This is a genomic window from Fibrobacter sp. UWR4, from assembly GCF_003149045.1.
GTDB lineage: Bacteria > Fibrobacterota > Fibrobacteria > Fibrobacterales > Fibrobacteraceae > Fibrobacter.
The window spans coordinates 1-26,667 of the sequence record NZ_QGDU01000027.1; the positions used below are offsets into that span (position 1 = coordinate 1).

Genomic DNA, 26,667 nt, shown 5'->3' on the forward strand with positions numbered 1-26,667 from the left:
TCTCGGTTAAGTCTCATCGCTTGTCCTTTTCTTGGTCGAAAACGCAAGTTAGAAACCTAACCATCCCTAGAATTCACTTTCTAGGGATTTTTTTTTGTTTTCAGCCTAGATCGGATTTACTTGACGATGAGAATCCGCGATCTTTAAAATGTAATGAAGCCCATTATAGAATATCAGGATTATCGCAGCTATATTTTTGACTATTATGACGAACGCCGGAAGGAATCTGATTTCTCCTGGCGTCGTTTTGCGGCCTTGGCTGGCTTTGCGTCGGTTTCCTATCTGAAACTGGTTTGCGATCGGAAGACGCGCTTGTCTGCGAAAAGTGCTCCGCAGGTTGCTGCTGCCATGAAACTTGTGGGCTATAAGTACCGCTACTTCATCTTGATGGTGGAATATGATAATGCCAAGGATCCTTCAAAGAAAGAAAAAATATTTCAGGAGATGATGTCTCTTGGCGAAAAACATCGTGTACACATCCAAAAGAAAAATGATTTCAACTATTTCGATTCCTGGCGAAATCCTGTAATACGTGAACTTGCTGCGGCTATGCCTAATGCAAGTGATGAACAAATTGCGGAAAAATGTTTGCCGGAAACAACTGCCGATGAAATTGCCCGAACTCTTGATTTTTTGTTGAACGAGGGCTTGCTCGTCAAGGATGAAAATGGGCTTTATCATCAGACGGGGAAGTTCTTGTCTACGGGACCCCTCGGTAATGTTCCCATGGCGGTGAAGAATATGCATCGGCAGATGGGACAGATCGCGTTGAACGCTCTTGATGAAATGCCCGAGTCGGATCGTCTCTTTAGCGGAGTTACCTTTGGACTTGCCGGTAATGCACTGAAAAAGATTGAGGAAGAACTTGCTCGCTGCAGGCGTAGAATTGTGGCGATTGCTACAGAAAGCGATGAAACTGAGCAAGTTTTTAGATTAAATTTACAGCTATTCCCTTTGTCCAAAAAAATTCATGAAAAAAAGTAAGACTTCTGTATTTGGTTTCCTGAGGTTTATTTGCCTGCAGATTTTTTTGTGTTTGCTCATCGTGTCTTGCGGTGATAAAGATGACAAAGGTGCTGGTGGTGCAACGGAAGAAACGAAGGGAATCGCCATTACGGATAAGGAAGTTGCGGGCGTATCTCAGAAGGGCCCGTTCCTTACGGGTTCTTTAGTCCATCTGTATGAATTGAACGGGATTGATTTTATTCAAACTGGAAAAAGTTTTGCTGGAAAGACAAACAGCGATAAGGGTGATTTTTCCATTTCGAAAATCAATTTGAAATCGCAATACGCCTTGCTTGAGGCTCATGGCTATTATCGCAATGAAGTGACTGGAAGTAAGTCCGTTAGCCAGATTACTTTGAATGCTGTAACAGATTTGGAAAATCGCGACCGTGTAAACATAAATCTGTTGACGCATCTTGCTTATGAACGCATCCGAGAACTTGTTCAATCGGATGAAGATGTTTCTGCTGCAAAGGAACAGTCTGAAAAGGAAGTTTTCTCTTCGTTCTACATTACAGGCGACTTTGCACAATTTGAAGATATGGATATCTTCAATGGTGGCGAAGGTGATGCCGCACTATTGGCCATTTCTGTGTTGATGCAGGGGGCGCGTAGCGAAGCGGAACTTAGCGAGCTTTTGGCTTTGTATGCAAATGACGTTGCTGTTGATGGAACTTGGGACGACGAAGAGTTGAAAGTCGATATTGCGGACTGGGCGGAAGCAGTGTGCTTGAAAGACCGCTTTGCTGGCATTCGCAAGAATGTGGAAAATTGGGGCTTTGGCCGTGTTCCTTCTTTTGAAAAATATGCAATGCGATTCTGGTGGTATAATTACGGGCTCGGTCTTTGCGAATTGAAACGCCAAGGCGAAATCAAGAAGAATCAGAATACAATCAGTAAAAATGCCGACGTCAGCTATATTTGCGAGGGCGAGTTTTGGCATCGACTGGAGGACTCAAGTTCTAGTACTGTAGAGGAATCCAGTTCCAGTCAAAAGGATGAATCCAGTTCATCGGAAAATACTGAATCTAGTAGTTCTGTATTGGAATCCAGCTCAAGCGTCGTGCCATCCTCCTCTAGCAAAGAGGATTTCTCTTCCTCGTCCGAAGAGTTGTCTTCTTCAAACGATATGAGTTCTTCATCCGAAAATATGTCGTCATCAGTCGAATTTTCTAGTTCATCGGTAGAGGCTTCTTCTTCGAGTGATTGCTATAGTGGTGATATTTCTACTTGGCCTACTGCTGAAGATGGAATGGTCGTTGTTGATTGTGATGCTAAACTTTATGTGTATGATGAAAGTGACGGCTGGCGGTCTTCTACAACGGAGTATGATCTTGAGTTGAAAATGGGTTGTACTGTTAAGCGTAATTTTAAACACGCTACTGTATATGATGAGGTTTTTGCTAGGGATGAAGTCCTTGTTTGTTTTGACCGAAAATGGAGTACCGCCGAAAGGTGGAATTGGGATTTACCCAAAGAAGCATATTTCAATGAAAATATTGATTACGGAACTATGACGGATTCAAGAGATGGACATGTTTATAGAACCACTATGATAGGGGGCCAAGTTTGGATGGCGGAGAACTTGAACTATTATGATGTGGATGCAATGCCAGAACTCGATGGACTCTCTTGGTGCTATGGAATGGTTGGCGCTCACTGTGACGTGACAGGAAGGTTGTATACTTGGTCTGCTGCGATTGATTCTGTACGTTTGTTTAAAGAATACGGAATTCAATGTGGAACGGATTCCCCTTGTGTGTTAAAAGGGGTGGTTGAAGAACCTTTACAGGGCGTGTGCCCTGTGGGGTGGCATTTGCCTACTAAAGACGAGTTTATTGCTATGAGGAACTTGACGGGTTCAAAAAACAAAAAAATGAAAACTGTCTTTGGTTGGGGCGATGAAGCTGATGATGAATTTGGAATTTCCCTAATGCCTGCAGGAATGCGAAATAATGAAGGGTATTTTTTGGATGTCCGAAATTTCGCTTACTTCTGGACATCAACGGGAAAGGAAGGCGAATCACGTCCTCGCCATTGCTTTCTGGGACATTCTGCAAATTTTACATGCGTAGACAACCGACCTCTCTATATTGGCATGAGCGTTCGTTGCGTGATGGACTGATTCCTAAATAGGTGTAAATTATGAAAATCTTCATCGTGATCCTTGCTTTAGCATCAGCGATCTTTGCGAGAAACTTTATCAATCCAGGTAAATTCTCGGTCGCTGTGCCTATGTCTGGCAACTCGACCGCGCTGGCTCTCTCTACGATTCCGGTTCTCCACGAGGGGAAATGGATCTGTCCGTATGCCGGTCGCATCGTATATCCGTACAAGAAAGATGAGGGATGCCCGAATCTCTTTATCTATCATCTGGTGGAAGTGAAACCAATCTTCGACGAAAGAAAGAATCGTTGGAAAGGCTTCATTTGTGGATATGACCAGAACATTTCGTATGGTATGACTCAGGTGGTTATTGAAAACGTGAGACAAGATTGTCCCGATATCCTGGTCTCTACCGGCGGGTATAAATTCGTCGACTCACTATTCTATGACTTTGACGACGAAATGGATGTATACTTTGACAATGGAAATATCACCAAACAAGAACTGGAAATCAATGAAGATGTTTTGGAGCAATTTCCGGTGTATCGTAAGCAGCTGCAATATCGTAAAGAATACAACCGGCGACACAAAAGACTGGAGAAAAAATATTTCTAGTTATTGGCAGCGCACCAGCACTTTTTTCTTTTGCAAGAAGTCGATGCATTCTTCGGCGGTGGCCTTGTTTGAATCAAAGAGGAAAATGCGGCCGCCGTTGGGGTCGCCCATTTCCTTCAGCTTCATGATGCGGACGTAGCCAAGTTCCAGGCTGCCTACGTAGCCGGTGACGTAATCGGGGTCGTCGCTGATGCAAAGTTCTGCAACGATGCCGGGAGCGTTTGCCACCTTGGTGGCAAGGACGATGGCTTCGTTAAAATGATTCTTGTTGGCGCTGGGGGCGGCTCCGATTTCGCGGGCGTCCACGGTGTTGGACTTTAGAGCGTCCATGTAGGTGGCGCGCACGCCGCGTTCCTGGTTTGGTTCCAGGCGGTTGCCGGTGCGGATGTCGTACAGCATGGCCCCGCGCATGGGGAAGGTGGCGCGGAGAAGTTCCGGGAGCTTTTCGCGGATACCGGCCGCAGCTTCTCCAACCAACTCGAATGCTTTATCAAGGCCTTCCTGCCAGGTGTCAACGTCGATACGGGTCACGGGAAGCGCATCCAGAATCTGGATTTCTTCTTCGGGGACTTTCTCGATCTTGATGTTGATTTTGTCGGGATCGCCCTTGGGGTGTTTCATGGCGCGGCGCACCATGGCCTGGCAAACTTCTTCTACAGCGTCACGAGTGACGATGCGTTCTGCACCGGAAATATGCTGCTCGCGGGTGGGGCGACTTCCGTCTGCAAGAACTTCGGCGGTTTCGTCCTCGACCTCTTCGGAGGCGCGCATTTTTAAGCTGTAGTAATCCATAATTTTTCCAAATTGAAATTTAGAAAAATATGGCTGGTTGAATTTTGTGCGATGCTATTTTTTGAAAATAGATGTAATCGCCAAGGTGTCTTTGGTGTCATCCTGAGAAATAATCAAGTTCCAGGTGATTGTGGTATCATTTTCTGGATGGAATCCGTTACTAAACGAGTAAATTTTAGGAGTTGGGACGCTTATGGGATAGTGATTTATGGGAAAAGAAGTTGTTATTCCTATGATAGGTAGTGGATTAGCGAACGCAGATTTTGGTAGCCCTTCAAAGGTCAAGGTTCCATAAACTTGAACATTGAGAGTAGTGTCTGCAGGAATTTCTTTGAACTTTTCTCGAATGGCGCTAGTGTCTGCTTTCGGAGCTTCGGCTTTATAGGGAATTACGTTGGTTGCTAAAGCGTTTTCGCCATAGTTAACGAAAATGGTATCTCGATGAATGATGTTCGTGTGGATTGTTTTTGTGGTATATGTGGTGTCGTAAAGAAATTCTTGGTCGTAGCAAATCTTTGGACAGGTGTCACATGTGTCAATGGGAGTTAATTGAGGATAGTTATAGACAACAACAACTGGTTGAAGGCCAAGATCGGGATATGTTGTGAGGAATCTAAATGAATTGCAAGAAGTAACCTTATCTCCATCAAAATAACATTTGGTGGAAACTGTGTCCGTAGTCAAGGTGTCCAATGTTCCAAGGGAATCTTTCTCGTACACGAAACTGATGTATTGTTGACTAGTTTCGGTGGTATCGTACATGGTGTCTGTATAGACTGTAATTTGATGCCGTATCGTGTCGATAACGGTTTTGTCGCAAGGCCTTGCCTCCCAACTTGTCTGGCTGTTTGATGATTGACTATTCTGGGTGCTGTTTGGACTTGCGGAATTGTCATTGCCGCCACAGGCTATCAAACCTGCAATAAGTGCGAGCATTCCGATGAAAGTGAAATTTTGTTTGTAACTCATATTTATTCCTCCTAATTTAAAGATAAACTTATTTCAGAAGGGAAATACGGGAAAGATGTAAGTCGCAAAAGTCCGTGAAAGGAATCACGAACTTTTGTGGCTACTCGTGGAATTCGTCGTCGTTTACGGGGCCAGGTTCGCACTGGCCTATCATCTTGATGGCTTCGCAAATCTGGTCGATTTCTGCGTCGCTTGTGATGAGGGGCGGCATGGTGTAAACGTAGTTACAGAAGGGGCGGAGCCACACACCAGTCTTGCGAATCACGCGAAGGATGTCATCGCTGGTGGGGATTGCCTTCAGTTCCAGGCAGCCGATGGCTCCGAGAACACGGACATCTGCGGCGTTTTCCAGATTGCGGAGAGGTTCCAGGTTGGCGCGAAGGCGGCTTTCGATTCGGGCGACGTTCTTTGCGTAGTCGCGGCTTTCAAACAGATTCAGGCTTGCGATGCCTGCGGCACAGGCCAGCGGGTTTGCCATGTAGGTGGGCCCGTGCATAAAGGCGGAAATCTTGCTGTTGGTGATGGTGTCCGCCACCTTCTCGGAAGCGACACAGGCAGCCATGGTGATGTGGCCGCCGGTAAGAGCCTTGCCGATGGTCATGATATCCGGGAGAATCCCGTCGCAGTTTCCATCGGCACTCTTGGTGTGATCCATGCCCCACTTGGGACCGGTGCGGTAAAAGCCTGCGGCGATTTCATCGAAGATCAGCAGAATGCCTTTTTCGTCGCACAGCTTGCGCAGTCTCTTTAAGTAGCCTGCGTTATAAAGCCACATGCCGTTTCCGCCCTGGAAAACGGGCTCGCAGATAACTGCTGCGATTTCATTTTCGTGCTGGTTGACAACTTGTTCCATCGAAACAAAATCGCGGTCGTCCCATTCACCGTCGGCGCGGCAGTTGGGGCGTTCTGCAAAATAATGCTGCGGCATGATTCCGCGGAACAGCGTATGCATTCCATCGGGGTCGCTTAAAGCCATTGCACCTGCGGTATCTCCGTGGTAGCCGCCCTTCAGGGCCACTAATTTGCAACGCTCGGGCTTTCCCAAGGCGAACTGGTACTGCACTGCCATCTTGGCGGCGCATTCAACGGCGATGCTGCCAGAGTCGGCGTAAAAAATCTTGTTGAGACCCTTGGGCAAGAACTTCACCAACTTTTCCCCAAGTTCAATGGCGGGCTCGTGAGTGAATCCGCCGAACATCACGTGACTCAACTTTTCGCTTTGCTTGCGTATGGCTTCCGTAATTTCTGGCGCGTTGTGGCCGTGTGCCACGCACCACCAGCTGGAAACAGCGTCAATCAGTTCCAGACCGTCGGCGGTGCGGATCTTTGTGCCTTGCGCAGACTTTGCCAAAAAACGTGCGGGAGTATTCTTTAACGCCGCATAGGGGTGCCACAAATGTTCTGCGTCAAAAGCCAGAAGTGAATTGGTGTTTGTCATTGGTTCGCACTTTTAAAGAGATCACTTAAACAACTGGAAATCAGGATTCTTTGTTCAGGCTTGAAGCAAGCGATGAAGCGTTCCAGGTGTTTTTTTTGAAAAATCAGGATTGTATTCAAACAATTTGGCAATGTGCATTTCACGGTCGTCCAGAATGCCGTCCTTGAAGTTGCTTGCGATCAGGAGAAGCCTTGCATAAGGAATTTCTGGATGGAACATGAGAATCTGTTCCGTCACTTTCTTGCAAGAGTTGTAATCGCCCTGCATAAAATAGATGAATGCCTTGGCCACGAACTGGAAAGGCAGATGTAAGGGGCTTGGGATGAGCTGGTTGTATAAATCGAGCTGCTTTAATGCATCCTTATTTCTGCCTACGATGGAATACATCTGGGAAAGCAGTCGGCGGCAGACAATGTGCAGGGGGCTATTTACATGGATGATGGATTCGAAATAATCAATGGCGATTTTTTCGTTGCCCAGGAACATGCTGTAGAGCGCCATGGAGTACAGGGAGTAAATCGATGAGGGGTTCTCTCTCATGATTTCCATGGCGATTGCTCCCAGTTTTTGGGTGCACTCTTCGTTGTCAATCCAGTTCTCGGTAGATGCCGCGTAATAGATTGTGGATAGGGCCGCGGAAATAAAGTCTTTATGGAATCCTTTGGAAAAAATATCCTGCAACTTCTTTTCGCAATCTTCAAATTCCGCTTTGTTGCGATTTTCCATCTTCATGATGGTTGCACAGGAGGTGTACAACCATTGCGGTGTCGCATTGGGTGTAGACTTGTAAGTTTCTGCTGCGGAAAGAATGATATGACGGAACAGCTGGATGGAAATCTGGTCGGTGTATTGCTTGATGTCTTCGCTGCTCTTTATTTTTTGCAGAATGGACCATAGGAGTGCATCGCTATTCTTTTGCTGTAAGGCGATGAACAGGGATTCTTCCTCACTTTGGGGCGTCGCCAACTTAATCAGATAATCGCAGTCGTCGTTGTATTCGTCGATTTGGCAAATCTTGATATGGAATACACTGCAACCCTGTAATTCCTCGACGATGGAAAGGAATAGGGTGTGTGCCAGCGGGAAATCACTGAAATCGTCATTATGGCAAAAAGCAAGCTTGACTTCCTGCTGAGAATCCTGCGACTCCTGGGAATCCAGGGTGACCGAAACTGCTTCGGTTCTGTTGGTTACTTCCAGGATTTTGTAGATGTTCGCAAGATGGACCTTGACGGTATTTGTAGAGATATTCAGGGCGAAGCAAATTTCACTGTTGGTTAACCCTTTACGAAGGAGACTGAGAATCTCCTTCTGACGGCTAGTCAACTCCTGTTTCTTCTTCGCTTCTCCCATTATGCCAAATTTAATCAAAATTGGAAATAACATTTCTTACTTGATTATTACGTAATCTGCAGAAAAGGAATATTTTAAACATATTCCTACAATGTCTATAGGAAAATAAAATCTATTATTCTATATTTCCTATAGGAATCGCCAATATCCTATATTTGGCTTGAATATTTAAATCGGGAGTCTCCATGACCCTTCAACAGTTGCGCTACGCCATCGGTATTGCCAAGGTGGGTTCCTTCAACAAGGCCGCCGAAGCCCTGTTCATTTCCCAGCCTTCCCTGACTGCCGCCATTCACGACCTGGAAGAGGAAATCGGAATTGTCATTTTCAACCGCTCCAGCCGCGGCGTGACCCTTACTCCCGAAGGTGAAGACTTTATCGCCCAGGCAAACCAGCTGTACCATCATTACGAAACGGTCCTTGAAAACTACAGCAAGGCGGAACAGAAAAAGAAGAAGTTCGCTGTTTCTACCCAGCATTACTCCTTTGCGGTCAAGTCCTTTGTGGATCTGGTGAAGCGTTACAATATCGATGATTACGAATTCGCCATTCGTGAAACCAAGACCAAGGACGTCATTGACGATGTTGCCGCCCTCAAGAGTGAAATCGGCATTCTGTATCTCAGTGATTTTAACCGCAAGTACATCACGTATTTATTGAAAGAGCATGACCTGGAATTCCATAAGCTCATCGACTGCCATGCTTACGCCTACATGTGGAAGGACCATCCCTTGGCAAAGAAAAAATCCGTGAACTTGGATGACCTGAGTCAGTATCCGTGCCTCTCTTTTGAACAGAGCGAAAGTGGCAGCTATTACTTCGCCGAAGAGATTCTCAGTACCAACGAGTACCACAAGACGATTAAGGCCAATGACCGTGCCACCATGCTGAACCTGATGGTGGGCCTCAATGGATATACGCTATGCTCCGGTATTATCAGCGAAGAGATCAACGGTTCCGATTATGTGGCCGTTCCCTTCAAGGACGCCAAGGGCGAAGATGACCGTACCATGGAAATCGGCTATATCACGAAGAAAAACTTCATGCTCAGCACGATTTGCCGGTTCTACATCCAGGAGATGGAGAAATACCTGCAGGCCTATACTCCGGCAAGGGGTTGAATTGGGTTCTAAATCGTCGCAATTTGCAAAAATAGGGGCCAAAAACCCCGTTTTTTTTTATTTTAGGCCATAATGTGACGAAATTCACATTGGGTTTTGATAAAATGTCCATAAGGATTTGTTTGGGTTGGTATTTTTTCGAGTCCGCATAGTCTATCTTAATGTTTGTAAAGATATAACAACGAAAGAAGAAGAAAATTATGGTTACTTTCTCTGACATTGCGGACTATCGCGACTTCTTGAAGGACTATTACGACCGTAAAAAAGCCGAGATGCCCTTCTATAGTTATCGTATGATGGGCGACAAGCTGGGCTTGGACTCCAGCTATCTCTACCGTGTGCTTCAGAAGAAGCAGCATCTCCCCGCCCATGCTCTCCCGGCCGCCAAGGATATCCTGGCCCTCTCTGGCCGTGAAGCGGAATATTTTGACCTGTTGTTCTCCGCTGCAGTTACCAAGGACAAGGCTAAGCGCGAAGAAATCATGGCTAAGGCTCTCGCACTTCGCGATGTGGAACGCCACAGCCTGCAGGCCGCAGAACTTAAACTCCTGGAAAACTGGTGGATTCCTGCTGTTCGTGCCTACCTGGACTTGAATGGCGGCGTGGTGAATATCAAGCAGATTGCCCGTGAAATCTGCCCGCCCATTACCGAAGCACAGGCTCAGGAAGCAATCGATACTTTGTTGGAAGTGGGACTTGTCAAGAAGATGGCGTCTGGCCGTCTTGCCCTGACTGAAGCCCATTTGACTGTTGGTGGCCCCGAAAAACGTGCCGCCATTGGCAAATTCCAGAAGCAGGTGCTTGCTTTGGCTAGTGATTCCATTGACAACCTTCCTGCAGAGGAACGAAATATTTCTACACTTACCCTGTCGGTCGATCAGGCGTGCTTTGATGATCTCCGCGATATGCTGAGAGAATTCCGCCGCCTGGTCCAAAAGCGAGTTGATAGCGCTAAGAATACTGATAGGGTGATGCAACTCTCTATGGCCTTCTACCCGGTTGCCCGTAAGGGTGGCGTGGGGTCTGCCGATAAGACGGAGGCTGGCGAAAAGGAGACTAAATGATGAAACGGGTGTGGAAAATTGGATCTGTCGTGGTAGCGTCCGCTTTGGGCGTGACCATGCTGGCGTGCTCGACGAACACTGCCGGTACGACCTTCGAGACAGAAAATGATATTGCACTTACCGTTCTGAATAGGGACGGGTCTCCTGCAGCCAATGCTCGGGTGCTGGTCCGTCGTGTTGACTATGTAGCCGGCTATGTTGATCGTGATACTGATGACACTTATGGTGTTGAAGGCGAATCCCCCATTGGCGCTATGGATACCACGCTCGGTATCTTCAATGCGGAAACCGACGCCAATGGTCAGGTCTCCATTAAGGCGAGGATGAAGCCCACCAGCTATGTGGTGGAAGTTCGTGGCGAAACGGATAAGGCCATCTCTCGTGTGTCTGTTACCGAGAAGGATACCCTTTATCCTCTCGAAATAAAGCTTGCCGCTCCTGGTTCCGTTTCTGGTAGGGTTTACCTGCCTAACGGTGTCCGTACTGCTAGTGTGGGTGTCCAGGGTGTTGATTATGTTGCTCAGACCGATACTTTGGGTAACTTTACTTTTGAATCCCTGCCCGAAGGCACCTTCAATGTGGTTGGCTATGTCCTTAGAGACGCCGGCTCCAACATGGGGGACGAAGAAGATCGTCGTAAGGCTTTGCAGAACATCGGTTTCAAGTCTACCAGTGTTAAGTCCGAAAAGGAAACTTCTAACATTGCGATTGGTACCGCTCCGTTGGACACCACCGTCGTTTATCCTGAATACTTGTTCGAAAACTTTGAAAATGGTGTTTCCGGCTGGTATAAGAACTATTCCAAGTATTCTAATGCAGACCTGTCTGCTGACGATGCTGGTAAGGGTCGCGAGGGTAAGGCCGCTCACTTCGTATATTCCAATGACTCCCTGTATAGCTGGGCTCTCATGGGTTACGGATTTGTTGAAATGCAGGACTTCTCTAGCCTGGATTCCATTGTGCTTTGGGCACGCGGTACCGTCGATAACGATACAACCCAGTGGATTAGCGTTTCCATGGACGTCCTTCTGGATGAACCGGATAGCGCTGCGGGTCTCATCGAAGGTAAGGCTTGGGCTCACATCAATGTGAACAATCAGTGGAAGCGCATCGTGGTTACCCCGGCTGACTTCAGGGATTCTACCGATACAAACGGTGGCAACCTGGGTTGGAATGCGGTCAAGGACCATATCACCAACTTCAATATCTTTGGTGGTGGCAAATCCAAGGAAATTTGGATTGACGACATCGAGTTCCACGGAGTTGAGGACTTCGACCGACCGTTATAAGATGCAGGGGGCTTTGCCCCCTGGACCCCTTTCCCAAATGTTTGGATGCAGGGGCTTCGCCCCCTGGACCCTTTCCTGAATGTTTGGATGCAGGGGCTCCGCCCCCTGAAATTCTTCTTGTACTTTTATGGTTCTATGGACAATCTGTCCATGGGACTTTTTTAATGCTTATATGAAATATGGGTTATGGGGATTAGATTATAGATGGGGCGGAATAGTCCGTCTCAATTGTGGATGTGTTTTTTATGAATATTTTTAAAAAAGTAGGTGGCGCCTGCCTTACTGCAGGTCTTGTCACGTTCGGCTTGGCCGATAATCCCCTTTCTACCTATCATTATCTGGCTGACCCCTCTGCCGCTTCCGATGGTGATACTTTCTACGTCCTGACTGACGTGGATGACTATTCTCCTCAAAAGAACTACGACTATGATATTGTGGGTCTGAATGCGTTCTCATCCGAAGATATGAAGAACTGGACTGACCATGGCATGATTTTCCGTTCCAAGCGTGAGTTCGGTACTTATCCTAACAACACCTGGGCTTCCGGCATTGCCGTCCATAAGGGCCGTATTTACATTGTGTACCCCCAATGGCGCCAGCGGTGTGGGTATGATTTCTGCCGACGATATTGCCGGCCCCTATCGTGATCCTATCAAGGAAACTCACGGCGTAGAATACATTGCCGCCCACTATGGTTCCAGCGTTATTGGTGGGTGCGATCAGATCGCTCACTGTTTTGACCCGGGTATCTTCATTGAAGAAGATGGTACCGGCTATGTGATTTTCGGCGGTGGTGAAAACAACGACCGTAAGTATGGAAACAACCTGGATATTGTCAAGTTTACGGATAATAATGGTAAGATTACCGTAGATAAGAATTCCCTTAAGAGAATTTCTGCCCCCGGTTCTTTCGAAGCACCCTACATTCATAAGAAGGGTAGCACCTATTACCTGAGTTTCAATACTCTGCCCCAGAAGATTGATTACAGCATGTCCAACAGCATCACGGGTCCTTATACTTTCGTGGGTACCGTGATTCCGGGCATTGCCGCAGTACCTGATGCCCATAACGAAGGTGGTAACAACCATCAGGGCTTTGCTGAATTCAAGGGCAAGTGGTACGCCGTTTATCACGATCGTCGCTTGGTTACTGCAGACGAACATCCGGGTTCCTGTACCCAGGCGGGCGTTTGCACCAACAGTCCCAACAAGGAAAACCATCGTAGTGTTTCCATCGATGAGTTGACCTGGAATGGCGACAAGATGAATCAGCTGACCTTCACCCGCGAAGGACCTAAGCAGATCAAGAATTTCGATCCCTACCGCACTTACAAGGCTCTTACCAGCTCCAAGCAGCGTAACGTCCGCAGCCGTACCGACTGGACCAAGGGCCAGCCCGTAAAGCATGTGCTGACTCCGCTGGGAACCAAGACTTCCTGGATCCGCGTCACTGGCGTAGACTTTGGCAAGGGTGCAGAAAACCTCCGCATCAAGGCCGCTAACGTTGGCGAAAACAACAAGGTGGAAATCCGCATTGGCAGCGAAACCGGTACTTTGGCAGGTTCTTGCGAACTTGCAAAGACCAGCGGCTGGCAGGCCTATACCGATAACGATTGCGAAATGAAGGGCCTTTCCGGCGTTGTGGATCAGGTGTTCTTCGTGTTCAAGGGCGCCAAGGACTCTACCATGGGCATTCTGGAATGGGAATTCCAGGGCGCCAAGCGTGAACCTGAACCCCAGACCGCTCACAATGCTTCCAAGACTCCCTGGCCGGTTCCGGGTGTTGTGCAGGCCGAAGACTTTGACGATCCGGGCTATGGCGCAGGCAACGACTCCTACTACGAAGACGATACCGACAACCATTCTTGCACCGATGCCGGCAAGGAAGCCGAATGCTCCAAGTATCGCGACGGTACCGGCGTAGATATTTACAAGAAGAGCGAAAAGAAGACCGTGGTTGGTTACATCAGAAAGGGAGAATGGCTTGAATACTCCGTGAATGCCGCTGCCGCTGGTGATTATACCATGTTCATTGCGGCCGCTTCTAATGGCGGTGCAAGCCTCACGGTTTCCGTCAATGGCGATGAGGCTGGCGAAGTTACTGTTCCTGCAGCAACTTCCTCTAGCGAAGAAGAAAACTATGATGACTACAACAAGGTTTCTACCAATGTTACCTTGAAGGAAGGCGTGAACATTATTCGCATCACTGCAGCTGCAGACTGGTTCGACCTTGACTACTTCAACCTGGTGAAGGGCAAGGATTCCGAGGATGATAATCCTCTTGGTGAACAGGTTGTTGTTCCCGCAGATACTTCTGACAAGGATCCTCTGGCAATAGGTTTGCGCACAGATCTTCGTCTGAATCTTGGCGCTTCCGCTGAATACCATGTGTTCGACCTTCAGGGCCACAAGCTGGGTTCTGTTCGTTTCGAAGGCACTGGTGCCGTTCTGGCTTTGAAGTCCGCCGGCTTTGCCAAGGGTGTTTATATGCTTAAGCAGGTCAATGGCTCCAGGCAGATGATGGTAAGCACTTCCAAGTAGTTCCTGTGGGTGCACCTAAGACTTAAAAGTCGTTCTCTCTCGTTTTAAGAAGCCTCCCGACAGTCGGGGGGCTTTCTTGTGTTTTGAGGATGTCATTGTCAAATTGTCCATAGTAAGTGTGTTTTGACTAGGAATATTTGGTTAAATGTTGGGTAATTTATAAGCGGGAGATTCTGTGTGGTGCAGAATCCTAATATGGGATGACATATGAAACAGATTTTTAAGGGTGCTTTAGCTCTTACGGCTGCTTTTGGCTTGGGTTCTACGGCATTTGCCTACAACCCGATTTCTACCTATCATTACTTGGCAGACCCCGGTGCGGCCGCCGATGATGAATACTTCTATATCATTACGGACTCCGATGATCCGGCTGCTTATAATGCAACGGGCTATAATATTAAAGCTCTCTATGGTTTCCGTTCCAAGGATATGCAGAACTGGACCGACTTCGGCATCATTTATGATGCCCGCCAGGTGAGCGGTATCAATGACATTTGGGCTGCAGGCATTGCCGCTGATTCCAAGACTGGCAAGCTCTATATTGTGTTCCCCGATGGCGGTGGTGGCGGCATTGGCTATATCAAGGCTGACAGCATGGCTGGTCCTTGGTCCAATGCGGTTGGCCGAGGTAGCGACAAACTTGTGGGCGGTCGTAACGGACTTATAGGCTGCGATGGCGTTTCCTGGTGCTTTGATCCGGGTATTTTCATCGATGACGACGGCACCACCTATGTAACATGGGGTGGTGGCGAAAGCGCTAGCCGCCCGAATACCGACAACTTTGACGTGGTGAAGCTGAATGACGCCAAGGATGCTCCGGTGGGTAATGGCTCCCATGTGAAAGTGAATGGTCTTTCTACCCGTAAGATGCTGGAAGCTTCCTACATCCATAAGCACAAGGGTACTTACTATTTCTCCTACAGTACCGGCTGGCAGCAGGGTGCACCTACCATCGACTATGGTATGGGTTCTAGCCCCATGGGTCCCTTCACCTGGAAGGGTACTATTCTTGGCGACCCCAGCATGAATGGCAAGAGCATCAACGGCAACAACAATCATCACGGTATTGCCGAATTCAAGGGCCATTCCTATGTGGTTTATCATGATCGCCGTATTGCCAAGGGCCATGACGGTCTTGAAATTATTCCTGCCGATGACGGTAGGCCCAATCCGGATCCGGGTTATCACCGTAGTGTTTCTGTAGACGAAATGTTCTACAATGCCGACGGTACCATCAAGCAGGTGGTTTGTACCAACGAAGGCCCGAAGCAGATTGAAAACTTCGATCCCTATGACTGGTATCCGGCTCTCACCAGCTCCAAGCAGAAGGGCGTTCGCAGCCGTTCTCTTTATGCTCCTGGCAAGGTTTCCGGAAGCCTTCTGCTTCCTCTCGCCAGCCGCAGCGAATCCTGGATTCGTGTTTCCGGTGTTGACTTCGGTAAGGGTGCAACAGGCTTCTCCGTAGAAGCAGCAAGTACCGCCGACAACAACAAGATTGAAATCCGCAAGGGCTCTGCAACAGGTACTCTTGCTGGTACCTGTACCTTGAAGAAGACTGGTTCCAAGACTTCCTTTGCAGAAACCTCCTGCGATGTGGATGGACTCTCTGGCATTGTAGAACAGTTGTTCTTGGTATTCAAGGGCTCTCAGGATTCTACCATGGCTATCAAGGGCTGGGGCTTCGAAGGCAGCGGCAAGACTCCTCCGGAACCGCAGAAGGCTTTTGGCGGCAAGGCCTGGGCTATTCCTGGCACCATTCAGATGGAAGATTTCGACGTGCCGGGTACTGGCCGTGGCGATGAATATGCTTCCTACAGTGAAAATGACGAAGAAAATCATGGCGATAGCGACTACCGTAAGGAAGACGCTCCGTCCGTTGATCTTTACAAGAAGTCCAACAACCGCATTGTGGTGGGCTACATCCAGAAGGATGAATGGCTGGAATATACCGTGAACGTTGCAAAGGCTGGCGATTACACCATGTTTGCCGCTGTAGCTTCCGACGGAGGCTCTTCCTTCAAGCTTTCCATGGACGGCAAGGACATTACCGAAGAGGTGAAGGTTCCTGCAGCCAAGAAGGAAGAAGGGGCTGAACAGAACTTCGATGACTACAACAAGGTAAGTGCAAATGTTAGCCTCACTGCAGGTGAACATGTCCTCCGCTTTACCGCAACCGCCGACTGGTTCGATATCGACTACATCAATTTCGTCGAAGGTAAGGATGCGAAGGACGATCTGCCCATTAATCCTCCTCAGGATTCTATCCCGACTGTTGTGAATCCCAGTCCGGATGATTCCACTAAGGATGCGATTCTTGGTCAGAGCATGAAGCTGGATATTCAGGGCAAGACCGTGTTCGAAGTCTTTGACATCCATGGTAACAAGATTGCAAGTGTAATCGCCTCTACTATGGTGGAAGCTGCAAGCAAGTGGCAGAAATCTGCTGACACTAAGAACGCTCAGGGCGTAAACTTGATTCGCAATAAGGCAACCGGCATGGTTTCCAAGGTGCGTGTAGCCCGCTAAAAAGTCTCTATAACACATCCAAACAGGAAGCTCCTCGGGAACCCGAGGGGTTTCTTTTTTTCAAAAAACGCTTGTTCTTGCCGTAAAATGGCGTTTTTGGCATTGATAAATTGTCCATAACAATTCCAGATGGGATTATTCGCTTTGGGATAAACAAGGGTATCTTTAGATTAGTGGTTGTGGTTAACCGCGATGGGATGTGTATTATGAAAAAGAATTGGAACGGCGTATGCCACTTTGTTTTGGGCGCAAGCCTGGTCGCAGGCCTCTTCGGTCTTGCAAATGCTTCCACAGTAAATGTCGACTTGAGCGAAGAACATCAGGTGATTCGCGGCTTCGGCGGCATGGTTCACAATACCTGGCAGGGAAATGCCGGTCTTTCTGAGGCTGACGCAAAGATTGCCTTCGGTACAGGAGACGGAACCTTGGGCCTTAACACCCTCCGTATTCCGGTAAATGGCAACAAGAATGACTTCGGCAAGGAAGTACAGGCTGCCAAGTGGGCCAAGAAGTATGCTGGCGATGATTTTATTCTTTATGCTACTCCGTGGACTTCCCAGTATGCAGGCGGTAACCAGCATATTGCGGCATCCAACTATCAGAACTATGTGGACCACCTGAATAGCTTTGCCGAATACATGAAGAACCAGGGCGTTCCTCTGTATGGTCTTTCCATCAGTAACGAACCGGACTGGTGCCATGAATGGGCTTGCTGGTCTGCTGACGAAATTTACAACTTCACCAAGAACTATGCCGGCCAGATGCGTAAGCACGGCACCAAGGTGATTTCTACCGAATCCTTTGCCTATGCAAAGAACATGTACGATAAGGTCCTGAATGACGCCAACGCCCTGAAGAACTGGGACATTCTTGGTGCTCATTTCTATGCTAGCGACGCAAAGACTGCTGATTCCTGGTTCCAGTACTCTCTCGCTGACCAGAAGAAGGTGGAACGCTGGATGACCGAACACTACACCGAAAGCCAGGGCAGTGGCAACTACTGGCGCACCGTGATGCGTACCGGTGACCAGGCCAATGCTTCCAAGGTGGATACTGTTCGTGCCATGGACGTTGGCTACGAAATCCACCGTGCCATGGTGGTGGGTAACTTCAATCAGTATACCTGGTGGTACATCCGTCGTTGCTACGGCCTGATCATGGAAAAGGACTTTGGCAACAAGCTTTCCATTCCTTCCAATGAAATCGGCAAGATTTCCAAGCGCGGCTACATCCTTTCCCAGTTTGCGCGCTTTGTGCGCCCGGGTGCCATCCGTGTAGGTGCAACTGCAAAGCCTGAAGATCACGTATTCGCTTCTGCTTATAAAAGTGCCGATGGCGACTCTACCATCGTGGTTCTCGTAAACCGCGATTTCAAGAACGCAAAGACTGTGACTGTGAATGTGAAGGGTGCTGACATTGAAACCTTCCACATGTACACCACCAGCGAATCCAAGAACGCCAAGTACGAAGGTGAAATTGAAGTGAAGAACGGTTCCGCTACCATCAAGATGGAATCCGGCTCTTCCAACAAGGACTGTATCGTAACTCTCGTTGGCGTTGGCCCCCAGATCGTAATCCCCCAGGAACCTCATAACGCTACCAAGACTGCTTGGGCAATCCCGGGCAAGATCCAGGCTGAAGACTTTGACATTCCGGGTGCAGGCAAGGATGAAAATGGCAATAGCAACGCATCCTTCTACGAAAACGATTCTGAAAACCATGGTGACAGCAAGTATCGTGCAGAAGACGCCGCTAGCGTTGATATCTACACCAAGAAGTTCGGCGACGTGATTGGTTACAACCAGGCCGGCGAATGGTATGAATACACTGTTGATGTGAAGAAGGATGGTGACTACACCATGTTCTCTTACGTGGCATCCAGCAACGGTACTGCAAGCTTCCAGATCTTTATGGACAACAAGGCCATTACCGATACCATCGTTGTTCCCAAGACTGTGACTGCAACCGAAGGCGATTTCGATGAATTCGGCAAGGTTCAGAGTAACGTGAAGCTTACTGCTGGTAAGCATGTCATGAAGTTCCTGGTCACAGGTGACTGGATGGATGTTGACTACTTCACCTTCGTGGAAGGAGCTAATGCTACCGATCCGGAGCCGGATGTTGAAGATCCGGAACAGCCGGGTGAAAATCCGGGCGAACAGCCCAGCGTTCAGCCGACTGATCAGCCTGTCGATTGTGAAGGTGAAGATTGCAAGACCGGTATCGCAAACGTCAACTTCAACGTGGCAAGCGCCCGTAACTATAGCGTGTTCGACTTGAACGGTAACCTGATGGGTGAATTCCAGGCTATGGGTACTGCAGAAATTCAGAAGAAGACTTCCGCTCTCGTCAAGCAGTCCGGTTCCTACCTGGTAAAGTCCGGTAACATGACCGCTCGCGTGAATGTGAAGTAATAAGAAATTCCATAAACCAAAACACCAAATACCAAAAGGGCATCCCGAGTAAAATCGGGATGTTCTTTTTTAGTCTAGCGTTTGCGGAGGCTTGCGAGAGCGAAAATGAGAGAGACTGCGATACCGATGTGGGGGAGATAGGCGGGGGTGCCGATTGTGCAAGCTGCGGAAAGAATTGCGGGAATCAGTCCGAATAAACCACCGATGCATACTCCTGCATACCACAGGATATTTTTAATCCGGAATTTCTTATGGCCGATAACCGCTACCGCAAGGGGCGCCACAATGCCCGGCGTGTATACGGAATAAGTCATCGTAAGCAGGTTGATGATGTCCTTGCCACCTAGGGAGAGGAACATGGCGATAAGCCCGATGACGACCACCAGAAGGCGGACCACGGAAATGCGGCGGGTGTTCAGGATGTCGCTGCCGAAGATGGCTGCGGAATTGATCAGGCATGTGTCTGCAGAAGAGAGCAGGGCTGATAGTAGGCCTACGGAAAGAAGTGCCGCCAAGGGGAGGGGGAGCACGCCTGATGCCAGACGGAAAAGCGGGTTGATGTTTACGCCTTCCTGATTAGGAACGTAGATGTTAGCCCACATTCCCAGGAATACGATAATCACGCTGAAAATTAGGATGGCGACACTTCCGAAAAATACGGCCCTACGTGCGGAGTTTGCGTCCTTTGCCACCAGGTTACGGGAAATGACGTCGGGGCCCAGGAAGTAAGCTCCTCCGACGGTGAACAGCATCATGGCTAAATCAGCGACGCTGAATTTTTCGTTCAGTAAGCTAAAGTCCATTGGAGCGGGAATATGGCCGGAGGCTTCGCCGCCAACTAGCAGGTAAATTGCGGCTGCGGCAAATCCTAGGGTTAGAATGCCGAATTGTAGCGCGTCCGTACGCACCACGGAAAGCTGGCCACCTAATAGGGTATATACAATAACGATGGCTGCAGTAATGACTACAGAGAGGGCGCCTGCGTCATGACCGAGTACTAGCCCGATAAATCCTGCGACGGCTGCAAATTGTGCGGCAATAATCCCGATCCAGGAAACCGCGATAATAAGGCCGACCAGCTTGCGTCCGGTCTTGCCTACCGTCTTTTCGGCAAGCTCGGGAAGTGTCCTTACGTCCAGATCGTGAATGGGCTTGCTTAAGAATGCGGCCTGGAATATAAATCCGATGGCGCCTACACCAAGCCACCAGAAGGCGGCAAACCCGATGGATTCTGCACGGGCGGCGATCCCCACGGTGGCGGAAGCTCCCAGGACGGTAGCCATCAGGCTCATGAATACGAAGGGCGTACTCTGGCGTCGTCCCGCTACCACATAGTCATCGAAGTTCTTTACCCTAAATAAGTCCCGAAGGCAGATGAATCCGAGGACCAGAAAGTAAATCAGTAGAAGTTTCATGGCGTTATGGTCTATTCGTTACAACTTGACGATTTCGTCGCACAACTTGCAGACCGCATCACGATGGGTGATAAAGACCATTGTCTTGTTGGGATATGCAGCGAAGATGCGGCTATACATTTCCCGTTCCGTATCCACATCCAGGGCGGCGCTGATTTCATCCAGCAACATGATGTTGCCATCCTGGAGAAGACCGCGGGCGACGGCGATACGCTGGGCTTGGCCTTCGCTGAGGCCGTAACCTCTTTCACCAATTTCCGTATCAAGACCTGCGGGAAGATCCTTCACGAAGTCGGCGCATGCATTATGGAGCGCCGTTTCCATTTCCTGCTGGGACGCCTGGGGATTGGCCATTTCCAGATTCAGCCGGATGGAACCGCTCATGAGGGAATTGCCCTGGGGAACAAAGACGAAATGGCTGCGAGTTGCGGCTCCTGCGACGGAACTGCCCACATGTACGCTTCCTTCCTCTGGCTTGATAAATCCCATCATCAACCTAAAGAGCGTTGTCTTGCCGGCGCCGGTTTCGCCCATCAGAGCGGTCTTGCTGCCTGCCTTGAATTCAAGATTGATATTTTCCAGAATACGCTTGCTTTCTTCGTATCCGAAAGAGACGTTTTCGAAGCGGACGCCGACGGAATTCGTCTCGGATTTTTCGGATCCGCAGTCATTCTCTTCCGGACGGCAAAGAGTGATTTCCTGGATACGGTCAATGCTTGCTGTTGCGTGGATAATCTGCGGGGCTGCATTCAGGAGGTTGAAAATGGGATGCTGGATCTGACCGACCAGCTGTAGGAAGGAGGTCATGACGCCGAAGGTAATTGTCCCGTGTCGTAAACCCAGACCGCCGTACACGAAGGCGGTGATATATCCCAGTCCAAAGACGAGTCCCATTAAAATTCGGACGATGACCGTAAAGCGGCTTCTTTTTTTAACCCGGTTCATCAGGTGGTCCTGCTTTTCTTTCAGCAGGTTCCCTACGAAGCATTCGCTGCCCATGGAACGGATCAGTTCGTCGTGTTCCGCACATTCCTGTACATGCATCTGGATGTGGCTTTCGCTCTCGCGGATTTCCGCAGTCATCTTTCTCAGGCGCTTGGCGATGAGCTTCCCTAGGGCGAGTACAACGGGGGTGGTCAGCAACAACGCCCAGGCCAGTCTGGGGTCGAACCAGCGCATCATCAGGAAGCCGCCCATAAGCTGCACGGTCGTGACGATCATCTGGGGTATTTTATCGAAGGTCACGTCGCAGGCGGTTTCCACATCCTTCATCACACGGGAGGAGACGTCACCGGAGTGGAGCGCGCCCTTGCAGAAAAGTTTCCTCTGGAAAATTTTTCTGAAAACATCTGCCCTCAGGCAGTTTGCCCCGCGGGTATTGCACTTGATGTTCAGATAATAGTTCAGCTGCCGCAATAAGACGCCGGCAACTACGGTTCCCACCAGGAACGCAATCATCAGGATGATTTCCTGGTCCGTTCCCTTCTGGATGGTGTCATCAATAAAAAGCTTGCTGAGCCAGATTGTCAACAAGCCAATGGCGACCTGGAGTACACCGACCATCACGCGAACGCTCATGTTCAGGCGCTCGCCGCGGGAGTTGTGCCACAGCCAGGTCAGATACCTCATTCGATTACGTCAACTTCTTTCCACTGGTCGACAATGGCGGTAACATCCTTGGTTGCCTGGTCCAAGGTTACGTCATATTCTTCGCAAAGTTTTTCTGCCAGACTATTCACGGTGAATTCGCCTTCTGCAGCAACTTTCCAGAGGAATGCAGCGGTGTCGTTCAAGCACAGCAGGCGACCGAAATTCAGAGCCCCGACGCCTTCTCCCATAATCACCTGTTCGCCGCACACATCGCGGAGAACAAAACCGTTCTTGATTTTCATGGCTATAAATTTCCTGGGTGAGTTTTTCGATAGATAAAAAGTAAATATTTTCGCACAGGAATTGCCCACTTCCAGAGCTTTGCGGCAATTCTGCGACGTTTCGTATACAGGTCGCGTCGGATGCCGGCTGGGTTTACGGCGTGGGTGGCTAAGGCCTTTACGTCACCGATCTTGCAGTACTCTTTTGAACCCAGGTTCCCGTCGCCCATCAAGGTGATGTTTTCCCCCTGGATGCAGGACACACGGTGGATGACAAAACGTTTTCCGTCCACAAAGGCGAGAATGATGTCTCCCACTTTTATTTTTTCGGGCTTGGCCAGGATCAGACTTTCCTTGCCTCCGATAATGAAGGGAAGCATGCTTCTGCCGTTTACGGGGAAAGTGACGCTGACGCCGCTTTCTACCATGCGGATGGCTTCCAGGAGAATTTCATTGCCTGAGGTTTCCATGATTTCCCAAAGGTTGGTTGTCTTACGGATTTAAAGGTAGAAATACCCGATGTTTTTTCCAATTCAAGCGCTTGGTTCTCCTGGATCCGTATAAAAAACGCAAATTATGCGTAAAAAGCTCGAAAAGTGCCGAAAATGACGCAAAAATGAAAATAAATGGGGTTTGTAAAATCCAGTTTATTGACATTTTATCCATGAATGATACGTTTTTTGAGGGTATATTTAAGGGGGTATGGAATAGATTTGGTAATAGAGATTTTGGGAAAACTCAAAAAGAGGTGTGTTATGAATCTGTTCCACAAGTTTGCCGGTGCAGCTTGCTGTGTGTTTGGGCTTACGATGCTTGCGCCCCAGGCGGAAGCGGCTCCTAATCCGAATTTCCACATTTATATCGCGTACGGTCAGTCCAATATGGCCGGCGCAGGTCCCATTCAGACAGGGGACCAGGACCCTGTGGATAATTTCGTGATGATTTCCGGTGTGGACTGTAACTCCCGTAAGGGCGGTACCAATATCAAGCTTGCCAAGGGACAGTGGTCCAAGGCGGTTCCTCCCATGTTCCACTGCCAGGAAGGTCTTTCTGTTGCGGACTACTTCGGTAAGACCATGGCCAAGGAAATGCCCAACGTGACCATCGGTATTATTCCCGTGGCTGTGGGTGGCGCCTCCATCAAGCTTTTCGACAAGGCTCAGTGGCAGAGCTATGTGAACTCTTCTGAAAGCTGGCTTGCCAACTGGGCTAAGGATTATGATTCCCAGGGCAATGACTACGCTGCTATTATCAACCTTGCGAAGAAGGCTCAGGAAGTGGGCGTCATCAAGGGTTTCATTTTCCATCAGGGCGAAACTGATGGCGGCATGGGCAACTGGGAACAGGTGGTCCAGAAGACTTACAACGATATGCGTAACGACTTGGGCATCAAGGAAGAACTGCCCTTTGTCGCTGGCGAAATGGTTTACAATGGTGCCTGTCATGGCATGAGCACCCGCGTGAATGGCCTTTCCAAGTACTTTGCGAAGTTCGGTGTTGCAAAGTCCCAGGGAACGGGCATGCAGGGCGACCGTCTGCATTTCGACCATGACGGCTACGTTGAAATGGGTAAGCGTTACGCCCAGGAAATGCTGAAGCTGATCGACAAGACCGTGGATCCTGATGCCCCGGCCGTGCAGGTGCCGCTCTATGGTGGTGGATCTGCCGGTAGCGAAAAGCCCGAAGAATATGGCCCCTATGGCGATGTATTCAAGATTCCGGGCAAGGTCCAGGCCGAAGACTACAACAAGGGCGGTTCCGGTGTTGCCTACTCCGATATGGATAGTAAGAACCAGGGCGACGAATACCGCGGCGATGGCGTGGATATCTACAAGGCCGGCATGGGCATGGCTGTAGGCTATTGCCAGAAGGGCGAATGGATGAAGTATTCCGTCCATGTGGAAGAAGATGGCGAGTACGAAATGATCGGCCGCCTGGCTGGCGATAATGGTACCGGTGCAATTGCAGTCTATCTGGGTGACGACAAGATTGGCGAGACCATGGTTTCCGAAAAGGGCCCGGATTACGACACCTATTCCGATGTTAGCGGCGGCAAGGTGACCTTGAAGAAGGGCGATTACGATCTCAAGATCCAGATTGAAGTGGACTGGGTGAACATCGACTATGTGGAGTTCAAGAAGGCTGAGGCCGAAGTTGTGGAGCCGGACCCGGAAAATCCCGTTCCGTCTGATACCACAGTGAAGGATACGTTGCCTGTTGTATGCGAAGGCTCTGAATGCTTTGAACCAATTGGCATTCGTGCCGGCGTTTTGGCTAACCGTGTAGAGGATATGTCTAAGGCTCAGTACTTCGATATGGCTGGCAATCGTATCGGTAAGGCTTCTGCCCTGAAGCAGGGGGCTTATCTGGTTCGCATTCCGGGTGTAAAGACCTTCGTTGTGCGTAACGAAAAGTAATAAGAGGTTAGTCTCAATGAACTTTTTCCATAAAGTGACTGCAGCAGCCTGCTGCGTATTTGGATTGACGATGCTTGCTCCTCAGGTGGAAGCGGCTCCTAATCCGAATTTCCACATTTACATTGCCTATGGCCAGTCCAACATGGCGGGTAACGGTGAAATCGTTCCTGCTCAGGACCAGGCTTAGAATCCCAAGAATTTTATCATGTTGGCATCCCATAATGCAAATGCGGGTAATCGTACGGGTAGTACCACCCAGTCCATCAAGACTGGCGAATGGTATCCTGCTATTCCTCCTATGTTCCACGCTTTTGAACAGCTTTCTCCTGCAGACTACTTTGGCCGAGCCATGGTGGATTCCTTGCCGGGCGTAACTGTGGGTATTATCCCGGTGGCCGTGGGTGGCGTAAGCATTCGCGCCTTCCTTCTGGACCAATATGCAGCCTACTTTGATGGCGATGGCAGAAGCTTTAAGGGCTGGGCGGGAGACTACGGCGGAAATCCCATGGGCCGTATCCTGGAACTGGGCAAGAAAGCTAAGGAAGTAGGCGTCATCAAGGGTGTTATTTTCCATCAGGGCGAAAGTGACGGTGTGGACGATAACTGGCGTAATCGTGTTTATGCTTCTTATAAGACCATTATCGATGAACTCGGTTTGGACGAAAACGAAGTTCCCTTCGTTGCGGGCGAAATGCTTCAGGCGCAGGGTGCCTGCTGCGGTAGCAAGAATGGTGGTATCGCACAGCTCAAGACCAAGTTCAAGAAGTTCGGTTTGGCTTCCTCCCAGGGACTTGCCGGTAATGGTAAGGATCCCTACCACTTTGGACGTTCTGGCGTGATTGAACTGGGTAAGCGTTATGCCTCCGAAATGCTGAAACTTATTGATAGGACCATTGATCCCGATGCTCCGGCAGTGAACGTGGTGGATCCTACTCTGTCTACTGTTCCTGACGCTCCTCCCGAGGAATATGGCCCTTATTACGGCGAACCTATGACTATTCCTGGCCAGATTCAGGCAGAGGATTACAACAAGGGTGGCGCAGGCAAGGCTTACTACGACTTGGATAAGGGCAATAGCGAAGGCAAGTACCGTAAGGACGATGTGGACGTGAAGCAGCCCAACAAGGGTATGGCTGTGGGTTCCTGCCAAAAGGGTGAATGGCTTAAGTATACCGTGAAGGTCGAAGAAGCTGGCGAATACGAAATTTCTGCCCTTATTGCAGGCGACAACAAGACTGGTGGCTTTATCCTCTACATGGACGACGAGCGCATCGGTGACGAAATTGTCAACGCCGGCCTGGGCTGGGATGACGACGGTTACTCTATGGTTAGCGGTGGCAAGGCTTCCCTGGCTGCAGGCGAACACGAATTGAAACTGGAAATCACCAACGACTGGGTGGATATTGACTATGTGGAGTTCAAGAAGGTCGAGGCAAAAACCGAAGACAAGGATGCCATCGGTAATAGCCTTAAGATTTCCGACGCACTGAACATGGACAACGCCCAGTACTTCGATATGACGGGTAATCGCGTAAGCAAGGTTGTCGCTCAGAAGCAGGGTGTATTCCTGGTTCGTATTCCGGGTGTAAAAACCTTCATTGTCCGTAACGAAAAGTAAAAAAAGGAGAATTTCTCGATGAATCGCCAAGATATTTCCATCGTGAAGCAGATTGCGGTCTTTATGGTCATTGCAATCGCTTTGGGACTGATCTACGGTTAGTTTCGGGAGGA

Annotated in this window: 20 protein-coding genes and 1 pseudogene; 13 read left to right on the forward strand and 8 right to left on the reverse strand. The window is 49.1% G+C overall.

Features of this window, described 5'->3' with window-relative positions; genetic code table 11:
• The first annotated feature begins 153 nt into the window (after nucleotides 1-153).
• Genes BGX12_RS11205 through BGX12_RS11215 form a run of 3 tightly spaced genes read left to right on the forward strand, consistent with a single transcriptional unit; the run spans nucleotide 154 to nucleotide 3,726 of the window.
• Nucleotides 154-984 carry a TIGR02147 family protein gene (locus tag BGX12_RS11205; protein WP_109736149.1) on the forward strand — a complete coding sequence of 277 codons (831 nt, stop codon included), beginning with the start codon at nucleotides 154-156 and terminating at the stop codon, nucleotides 982-984.
• Nucleotides 971-3,130 (forward strand): FISUMP domain-containing protein, encoded by a 2,160-nt coding sequence (locus BGX12_RS11210; protein WP_109736150.1) that lies wholly within the window; start codon nucleotides 971-973, stop codon nucleotides 3,128-3,130. Before BGX12_RS11205 ends, BGX12_RS11210 begins: the two co-directional genes overlap by 14 nt.
• 20 nt (nucleotides 3,131-3,150) lie before the next feature.
• On the forward strand, nucleotides 3,151-3,726 hold the full coding sequence (locus BGX12_RS11215) for a hypothetical protein (protein ID WP_109736151.1): 576 nt from the start codon (nucleotides 3,151-3,153) through the stop codon (nucleotides 3,724-3,726).
• On the opposite strand, the gene BGX12_RS11220 is transcribed toward BGX12_RS11215, so the two are convergent.
• From BGX12_RS11220 to BGX12_RS11235, 4 genes are all read right to left on the reverse strand, one after another.
• The gene (locus BGX12_RS11220) at nucleotides 3,727-4,518 is read right to left on the reverse strand and encodes a 6-carboxyhexanoate--CoA ligase (protein ID WP_109736152.1); all 792 of its coding nucleotides are present in this window, start codon (nucleotides 4,516-4,518) and stop codon (nucleotides 3,727-3,729) included.
• A gap of 54 nt (nucleotides 4,519-4,572) precedes the next feature.
• A complete protein-coding gene (locus BGX12_RS11225) occupies nucleotides 4,573-5,487 on the reverse strand; it encodes a hypothetical protein (protein ID WP_109736153.1) in 915 nt (304 codons plus the stop codon).
• Between the two features lie 100 nt (nucleotides 5,488-5,587).
• Nucleotides 5,588-6,925, reverse strand: coding sequence for an adenosylmethionine--8-amino-7-oxononanoate transaminase (gene bioA, locus BGX12_RS11230; protein ID WP_109736154.1), 1,338 nt, complete (start codon nucleotides 6,923-6,925; stop codon nucleotides 5,588-5,590).
• Nucleotides 6,926-6,979: 54 nt separating this feature from the next.
• A complete protein-coding gene (locus tag BGX12_RS11235) occupies nucleotides 6,980-8,278 on the reverse strand; it encodes a helix-turn-helix transcriptional regulator (RefSeq protein ID WP_158278228.1) in 1,299 nt (432 codons plus the stop codon).
• A gap of 185 nt (nucleotides 8,279-8,463) precedes the next feature.
• Here BGX12_RS11235 and BGX12_RS11240 point away from each other — a divergent pair, with 185 nt between their 5' ends.
• The 7 genes and pseudogenes from BGX12_RS11240 (at nucleotide 8,464) to BGX12_RS11265 (ending at nucleotide 19,233) form a co-directional block, all read left to right on the forward strand.
• Nucleotides 8,464-9,399 (forward strand): LysR family transcriptional regulator, encoded by a 936-nt coding sequence (locus tag BGX12_RS11240; RefSeq protein WP_109736156.1) that lies wholly within the window; start codon nucleotides 8,464-8,466, stop codon nucleotides 9,397-9,399.
• A gap of 200 nt (nucleotides 9,400-9,599) precedes the next feature.
• Nucleotides 9,600-10,463 (forward strand): DUF4423 domain-containing protein, encoded by an 864-nt coding sequence (locus BGX12_RS11245; protein WP_109736157.1) that lies wholly within the window; start codon nucleotides 9,600-9,602, stop codon nucleotides 10,461-10,463.
• The gene (locus BGX12_RS11250) at nucleotides 10,460-11,752 is read left to right on the forward strand and encodes a carboxypeptidase-like regulatory domain-containing protein (RefSeq protein WP_109736158.1); all 1,293 of its coding nucleotides are present in this window, start codon (nucleotides 10,460-10,462) and stop codon (nucleotides 11,750-11,752) included. Before BGX12_RS11245 ends, BGX12_RS11250 begins: the two co-directional genes overlap by 4 nt.
• Before the next feature lie 245 nt (nucleotides 11,753-11,997).
• Nucleotides 11,998-13,405, forward strand: a pseudogene (locus BGX12_RS15820) (family 43 glycosylhydrolase); the annotation flags it as partial.
• Nucleotides 13,406-13,438: 33 nt separating this feature from the next.
• Nucleotides 13,439-14,293 (forward strand): carbohydrate-binding protein, encoded by an 855-nt coding sequence (locus BGX12_RS15825; protein ID WP_233246376.1) that lies wholly within the window; start codon nucleotides 13,439-13,441, stop codon nucleotides 14,291-14,293.
• A gap of 207 nt (nucleotides 14,294-14,500) precedes the next feature.
• The gene (locus tag BGX12_RS11260; RefSeq protein WP_109736159.1) at nucleotides 14,501-16,819 is read left to right on the forward strand and encodes a carbohydrate-binding protein; all 2,319 of its coding nucleotides are present in this window, start codon (nucleotides 14,501-14,503) and stop codon (nucleotides 16,817-16,819) included.
• A gap of 206 nt (nucleotides 16,820-17,025) precedes the next feature.
• Complete coding sequence (locus tag BGX12_RS11265) at nucleotides 17,026-19,233, forward strand: carbohydrate-binding protein (protein WP_109736160.1); 2,208 nt, start codon at nucleotides 17,026-17,028, stop codon at nucleotides 19,231-19,233.
• A 74-nt stretch (nucleotides 19,234-19,307) separates the two neighbouring features.
• Here the strand turns inward: BGX12_RS11265 and BGX12_RS11270 are convergent, their stop codons facing one another.
• The 4 genes from BGX12_RS11270 to BGX12_RS11285 are packed head-to-tail and all read right to left on the reverse strand — an operon-like array spanning nucleotide 19,308 to nucleotide 22,989.
• Nucleotides 19,308-20,648, reverse strand: a complete 1,341-nt coding sequence (locus BGX12_RS11270) for a sodium:solute symporter (RefSeq protein ID WP_109736161.1) — start codon at nucleotides 20,646-20,648, stop codon at nucleotides 19,308-19,310.
• Nucleotides 20,649-20,666: 18 nt separating this feature from the next.
• Entirely contained in the window at nucleotides 20,667-22,277 is a 1,611-nt protein-coding gene (locus tag BGX12_RS11275; RefSeq protein WP_109736162.1) for an ABC transporter ATP-binding protein, read from the reverse strand.
• Nucleotides 22,274-22,540 (reverse strand): PqqD family protein, encoded by a 267-nt coding sequence (locus tag BGX12_RS11280; RefSeq protein ID WP_109736163.1) that lies wholly within the window; start codon nucleotides 22,538-22,540, stop codon nucleotides 22,274-22,276. The genes BGX12_RS11275 and BGX12_RS11280 overlap by 4 nt, the downstream gene beginning before the upstream one ends.
• Nucleotides 22,541-22,542: 2 nt before the next feature.
• Nucleotides 22,543-22,989: a S24/S26 family peptidase gene (locus BGX12_RS11285; protein WP_109736164.1), complete on the reverse strand. Its 447-nt coding sequence runs from the start codon at nucleotides 22,987-22,989 to the stop codon at nucleotides 22,543-22,545.
• A gap of 285 nt (nucleotides 22,990-23,274) precedes the next feature.
• Here BGX12_RS11285 and BGX12_RS11290 point away from each other — a divergent pair, with 285 nt between their 5' ends.
• From BGX12_RS11290 to BGX12_RS11295, 3 genes are read left to right on the forward strand one after another with little or no spacing between them, the layout of a single operon-like run.
• The gene (locus BGX12_RS11290) at nucleotides 23,275-24,936 is read left to right on the forward strand and encodes a sialate O-acetylesterase (RefSeq protein ID WP_158278229.1); all 1,662 of its coding nucleotides are present in this window, start codon (nucleotides 23,275-23,277) and stop codon (nucleotides 24,934-24,936) included.
• Nucleotides 24,937-24,952: 16 nt separating this feature from the next.
• Nucleotides 24,953-25,123: a sialate O-acetylesterase gene (locus BGX12_RS15830; RefSeq protein WP_233246373.1), complete on the forward strand. Its 171-nt coding sequence runs from the start codon at nucleotides 24,953-24,955 to the stop codon at nucleotides 25,121-25,123.
• A gap of 18 nt (nucleotides 25,124-25,141) precedes the next feature.
• Complete coding sequence (locus BGX12_RS11295) at nucleotides 25,142-26,554, forward strand: sialate O-acetylesterase (RefSeq protein ID WP_233246374.1); 1,413 nt, start codon at nucleotides 25,142-25,144, stop codon at nucleotides 26,552-26,554.
• Nucleotides 26,555-26,667: the final 113 nt, after the last annotated feature.

Excerpts from the sequence above, each read along its gene's own strand:
- BGX12_RS11290 (WP_158278229.1), top strand. The coding sequence starts at position 23,275 with ATGAATCTGTTCCACAAGTTTGCCGGTGCAGCTTGCTGTGTGTTTGGG.
- BGX12_RS15830 (WP_233246373.1), top strand. The coding sequence starts at position 24,953 with ATGAACTTTTTCCATAAAGTGACTGCAGCAGCCTGCTGCGTATTTGGA.
- BGX12_RS15825 (WP_233246376.1), top strand. The coding sequence starts at position 13,439 with ATGGGCATTCTGGAATGGGAATTCCAGGGCGCCAAGCGTGAACCTGAA.
- BGX12_RS11250 (WP_109736158.1), top strand. The coding sequence starts at position 10,460 with ATGATGAAACGGGTGTGGAAAATTGGATCTGTCGTGGTAGCGTCCGCT.
- BGX12_RS11210 (WP_109736150.1), top strand. The coding sequence starts at position 971 with ATGAAAAAAAGTAAGACTTCTGTATTTGGTTTCCTGAGGTTTATTTGC.
- BGX12_RS11225 (WP_109736153.1), bottom strand. The coding sequence starts at position 5,487 with ATGAGTTACAAACAAAATTTCACTTTCATCGGAATGCTCGCACTTATT.
- BGX12_RS11285 (WP_109736164.1), bottom strand. The coding sequence starts at position 22,989 with ATGGAAACCTCAGGCAATGAAATTCTCCTGGAAGCCATCCGCATGGTA.
- BGX12_RS11260 (WP_109736159.1), top strand. The coding sequence starts at position 14,501 with ATGAAACAGATTTTTAAGGGTGCTTTAGCTCTTACGGCTGCTTTTGGC.
- BGX12_RS11275 (WP_109736162.1), bottom strand. The coding sequence starts at position 22,277 with ATGAGGTATCTGACCTGGCTGTGGCACAACTCCCGCGGCGAGCGCCTG.
- BGX12_RS11245 (WP_109736157.1), top strand. The coding sequence starts at position 9,600 with ATGGTTACTTTCTCTGACATTGCGGACTATCGCGACTTCTTGAAGGAC.
- BGX12_RS11280 (WP_109736163.1), bottom strand. The coding sequence starts at position 22,540 with ATGAAAATCAAGAACGGTTTTGTTCTCCGCGATGTGTGCGGCGAACAG.
- BGX12_RS11240 (WP_109736156.1), top strand. The coding sequence starts at position 8,464 with ATGACCCTTCAACAGTTGCGCTACGCCATCGGTATTGCCAAGGTGGGT.
- BGX12_RS11265 (WP_109736160.1), top strand. The coding sequence starts at position 17,026 with ATGAAAAAGAATTGGAACGGCGTATGCCACTTTGTTTTGGGCGCAAGC.
- BGX12_RS11235 (WP_158278228.1), bottom strand. The coding sequence starts at position 8,278 with ATGGGAGAAGCGAAGAAGAAACAGGAGTTGACTAGCCGTCAGAAGGAG.
- BGX12_RS11220 (WP_109736152.1), bottom strand. The coding sequence starts at position 4,518 with ATGGATTACTACAGCTTAAAAATGCGCGCCTCCGAAGAGGTCGAGGAC.
- BGX12_RS11215 (WP_109736151.1), top strand. The coding sequence starts at position 3,151 with ATGAAAATCTTCATCGTGATCCTTGCTTTAGCATCAGCGATCTTTGCG.
- BGX12_RS11270 (WP_109736161.1), bottom strand. The coding sequence starts at position 20,648 with ATGAAACTTCTACTGATTTACTTTCTGGTCCTCGGATTCATCTGCCTT.
- BGX12_RS11205 (WP_109736149.1), top strand. The coding sequence starts at position 154 with ATGAAGCCCATTATAGAATATCAGGATTATCGCAGCTATATTTTTGAC.
- BGX12_RS11295 (WP_233246374.1), top strand. The coding sequence starts at position 25,142 with ATGTTGGCATCCCATAATGCAAATGCGGGTAATCGTACGGGTAGTACC.
- bioA (WP_109736154.1), bottom strand. The coding sequence starts at position 6,925 with ATGACAAACACCAATTCACTTCTGGCTTTTGACGCAGAACATTTGTGG.